Annotated in this window: 4 protein-coding genes; 1 reads left to right on the forward strand and 3 read right to left on the reverse strand. The window is 63.5% G+C overall.

What is annotated here, in order from left to right:
- A partial coding sequence (locus AC5DC2_RS20600) for a molybdopterin dinucleotide binding domain-containing protein (RefSeq protein WP_491699835.1) occupies positions 1-307 on the forward strand: 307 nt, incomplete at its 5' end.
- Between the two features lie 34 nt (positions 308-341).
- Here AC5DC2_RS20600 and AC5DC2_RS20605 read toward each other — a convergent pair.
- The 3 genes from AC5DC2_RS20605 to AC5DC2_RS20615 are packed head-to-tail and all read right to left on the reverse strand — an operon-like array spanning position 342 to position 3,806.
- Positions 342-1,316, reverse strand: a complete 975-nt coding sequence (locus AC5DC2_RS20605; protein ID WP_491699836.1) for an ABC transporter permease — start codon at positions 1,314-1,316, stop codon at positions 342-344.
- The gene (locus AC5DC2_RS20610) at positions 1,316-2,293 is read right to left on the reverse strand and encodes an ABC transporter permease (RefSeq protein WP_036235671.1); all 978 of its coding nucleotides are present in this window, start codon (positions 2,291-2,293) and stop codon (positions 1,316-1,318) included. Before AC5DC2_RS20610 ends, AC5DC2_RS20605 begins: the two co-directional genes overlap by 1 nt.
- Positions 2,286-3,806: a sugar ABC transporter ATP-binding protein gene (locus AC5DC2_RS20615; protein ID WP_491699837.1), complete on the reverse strand. Its 1,521-nt coding sequence runs from the start codon at positions 3,804-3,806 to the stop codon at positions 2,286-2,288. Before AC5DC2_RS20615 ends, AC5DC2_RS20610 begins: the two co-directional genes overlap by 8 nt.
- Positions 3,807-3,954: the final 148 nt, after the last annotated feature.

Genomic DNA, 3,954 nt, shown 5'->3' on the forward strand with positions numbered 1-3,954 from the left:
CGCAAGAGGGCTGGAAGAAGGCGACATCATCCGCCTGTTCAACCAACGCGGAGCCTGCCTTGCCGGGCTTCGTTTCGATGACGGGCTCAGGCCCGACTGCATCTTCCTGCCGACGGGCGCCTGGTACGATCCGCAGATCGTCGACGGGTGCCTGCTGGAGGTCCATGGCAACCCCAATGCGCTCACCATCGACAAGGGCTGCTCGGGGCTTTCGCAGGGCAATATCGCCCACACCTGCCTCGTGCGGGTGGAAAAATGGGACCGTCCCCTGCCCGCGCTCTCGATCGACCGGCCGCCGCTCGCTTGAGGCTGGGCCCCGTCAAAGCGGGGCCGCCATTGCCTCAACTCTTGCGCATGTTGCGCTGGGCGACGGCCAGCGCCAGCGCCGCGACCAGAATGATGCCGGACAGCGCGTCCTTGGTGTTGAAGTTCAACCCCATCAGATTGAGCCCGTTGGTGACCACGCCGAGGAACAGCACGCCCGCTATTGTTCCCGGCACGTTGGGTCGTCCGCGTGGATGAAGCGCGGCGCCGATAAAAACGGCGGCAATCGCGTCCAGCAGGTAGGCAAAACCCGAAAGCGGCGTGAACATGCGGATATTGGCCGCCGCAATCAACCCGCCGAAGGCGCAGGTCGCCGATGCCATGACGAAGCAGAAAAACAAAATCCGGTTGACCTTGATGCCGGCGACGACAGCCGCCGAACGCTGCATGCCCATGGCATGAATGCGCCGGCCCCAGACGGAACGCTCGAGAACAAAGAAATAGATCGCGGCCAGCACGAGCGCGATAATCACCTCCGAGGGGATGCCGAAGAGATCGCCGAGGGCAAGGCTGCGGAATTCGTCCGGCATCTGTCGGTAGGAGATCGGCCCGCCGCCATTGGTGAAGATGCGCTGCACCGAGGAACCGATGAAGAAGGTCCCGAGCGTCGCCAGAAACGGGCTGATGCGCAGGCCAACGACCAGCGCCGCGTTCAACAGCCCGACCAGCGCGCCGCCGGCAATGCCGATACAGGCCGCGCCGAACCACGGCATGCCGAAACTCTTCATCGCCACGATGGCAAAGGCCGCGCCGAAATCGAGCGCGATCCCGACGGACAGATCGATGCCGCCGGTCGCCACGATCAGCGTCATGCCGAGCGCGATGATCATCAGGATCGCGGACCCTTCAACGATGTTCATCAGGTTCTGGCCCTGGACGAAAACCGGGTTCCAGGCGGCGAAAAACACGACGAAAAGGGCAAAGACGATCAAGAATCCGAAGCGGACAACGATGTCGCGCCAGACCGGCGTGCCTGCGGTTTCACTTGCCATTACTGCACCCTTTGCGAAATTGCCGACAGCGCCACGACCACGAGGATCAGCGCGCCCTTGACGAGGTCGGTCCAGAAGACATTGACGCCGATGGTTTTCAGGCCGATCGAGATCGCCGCCACCAGAACGGCGCCGAGCACGGCGCCCCACATGGTCACCACACGGCGGGGGGAAAAGGCAGCGCCCAGGAAGTTGGCCAGCACCATTTCCAGCATGAGATTGTTTTCCACGCCCGGCGAATAGCCATTGCCGCGCGCCAGGACGAAAAAGCCCGTCAGAAACCCCATGAAGGCTGCGAGCAGATAGGACTGGGCAACGAGACGGTCGACCTTGAGACCGGAAATTTCCGCCGCATCGCGGCTGCCGCCGGCCGCCTGAAGGTTGAGGCCCCAGCGAGTGCGGTGCAGGAGGTGATAGGCAACGAGCACAACGAAAGCGACGATCACGATGCCGAGCGGAATGCCGAAGACAAAATCCTCCCGCAACAGGCCGATATGACCGTCGGTCAGGTTAATGCGCCGCCGCGACGTCACCATGTTGTTGATGCCAACCAGCGCCACGAACATGGCAAGCGTGGTCAAGAGCGGCGTCATCCTGAGGCGCGTGATCAGAACGGCGTTGACCGCGCCAGCGGCAAGCGCTGCGGCAAGGGCTGCAAGCGATGCCGCCAGAAGCGACAGGCCCGAGGCCAGAAGAACTGCCGTGATGCCGGCGCAAAGAACGGCTGTCGCGGGGATCGAAAGATCGATCCCGCCCGACACGACATCATCTCCGCCGGCCATCACCACTGCGGAAAGGCCGGTCACCAGCAGGACCACTGGAAGGCTCTGCATCAGCACCAGCTTCAGGTTGAACAGGGTCATGAAGTTGGGCGCGTTGACCCCCACATAGGTCAGAAGCGCCAGAAAAATGATCAGCGGCAGAAAGCCGACAAGCTCCGCCATCAGCCGGTGGCGGGCGATGGATCTGCTAAGCATGGGTCGCCTCCCGTTCTTCGTCCGCGCCCGTGGTTGCGGCAACAAGGCGGTCGACCTGCAGCGCGTCGCGATCGATCGTCCGGCTGACCGCGCCGCGCATCATCACCGCAACGCGGTCGCAGACGCCGACGAGTTCCACCGGATCGGAAGAGGAAATGAGCACGACCGCGCCGGCCTCTGCCAGCCGTTCGATCAACTGGTAGATTTCCGCCTTTGCGCCGACATCGACGCCGACGGTCGGCTCATCGAAGATGAAGACCCGCGCATCCTTGGCAAGCCAGCGGGCAAGAACCACCTTCTGCTGGTTGCCGCCACTCAGGAAACGGGCGACGGCGGCGGGATTGGCCGGACGGATATCGAGTTCGCCGATCAGCTCCTCGGTTCTCGTCCGCGTCCTTCGCCTGTCGACAAGACCGAAGGCGGCATTTTCATCGAGCGTCGACAGCGTCGCGTTTTCCTCAACCGTCATCGACAGCACCAAGCCGTCATGACGGCGGTCGCGCGGCACCAGCACGAAGCCCTGCTCGACCGCCCGCGCCGCCGTTTTCAGCCTTACCGGCTTTCCGTCAAGCGAGACCGCGCCCGACTCGGCGCGACGGAGCCCGTAAAGCGTATCGATCAGTTCCTCGCGGCCCGAGCCGATCAGGCCGGCAATGCCGAAGATTTCGCCGCGGCGGACAGCGAGGTTGACGCCCTCGAAGGAGTGGCCGTCACTCAGCCCATCAACCTGAAGGGCGATCTCTCCGGGCGTGCGGCGATTGTCCGGGAAGAACGCCGAAAGCTCCCGTCCGATCATGGCGGAGACGAGCGCCGGCGCAATATCGTCGGACACGGTCTCGAACACCTCGACATCCCGCCCCTGGCGGAAGACGGTCACGCGGTCGCAGATATCGGTAATCTCGTTCAGATAATGCGAGACATAGAGGATTGCGATCCCCTGGCGCTTCAGCCTGGCAATCGCGTGCATCACCTTCAGCACCTCTTCGCTCGCAAGCGGGGCGGTCGGCTCGTCAAACACCACGACCTTGGCATGGCCGTCGATCAGCGCGCGGGCGACCTGCACCAGCTTGCGCTCGGCCGGACCGATATCGCGGATCAGCCGGTTTCCGGGCAGTTCGATGCCCAGCGTGTCGCGCAGGAACGCCTCGGCCCTGCGACGCATCGCGCCCCTGGCAAGGCCGAGCGGGCCGGAGATTTCCTGACCCATGAACACTGACTCGGTGACCGTGAAATGGGGCACCAGATGCAGTTCCTGGTGGATGAACCGGACGCCTGCGGCATGGACATTATCCGGGTTCGCCGGATCGAGCCTGTCGCCGCCGATCTCGATCTCTCCGCCTTCGGGCTGGTAGATACCTGCCAGAACCTTGATAATCGTCGATTTTCCCGCGCCGTTCTCGCCGACGAGGCCGTGAACCTCGCCGGGCCGGACCGCAAGACTGGCGCCGTCGAGCGCCTTCACGCCGGGAAAAATCTTGACGATGCCCTTCAGCCGAAACGCAGTATCGGACATTTCGCCTCGCTTTTTATTGGTCTTTGCACTGCCAGGAACGCGCCAGGCGGCCGCCGCAGGCTTGCAGGCGGCCGCTCCGGTCGGAAAGGCAGTCCTAGAGCGCCGTGCGTCCATTCGGACGCACAAAGGACGCTCTAACCTATTTTAT

The sequence above is a fragment of the Martelella sp. genome, assembly GCF_984369615.1.

What these genes read in the sequence shown, in the direction of transcription:
- AC5DC2_RS20605 (WP_491699836.1), bottom strand. Translation starts at nt 1,316, where the DNA reads ATGGCAAGTGAAACCGCAGGCACGCCGGTCTGGCGCGACATCGTTGTC.
- AC5DC2_RS20610 (WP_036235671.1), bottom strand. Translation starts at nt 2,293, where the DNA reads ATGCTTAGCAGATCCATCGCCCGCCACCGGCTGATGGCGGAGCTTGTC.
- AC5DC2_RS20615 (WP_491699837.1), bottom strand. Translation starts at nt 3,806, where the DNA reads ATGTCCGATACTGCGTTTCGGCTGAAGGGCATCGTCAAGATTTTTCCC.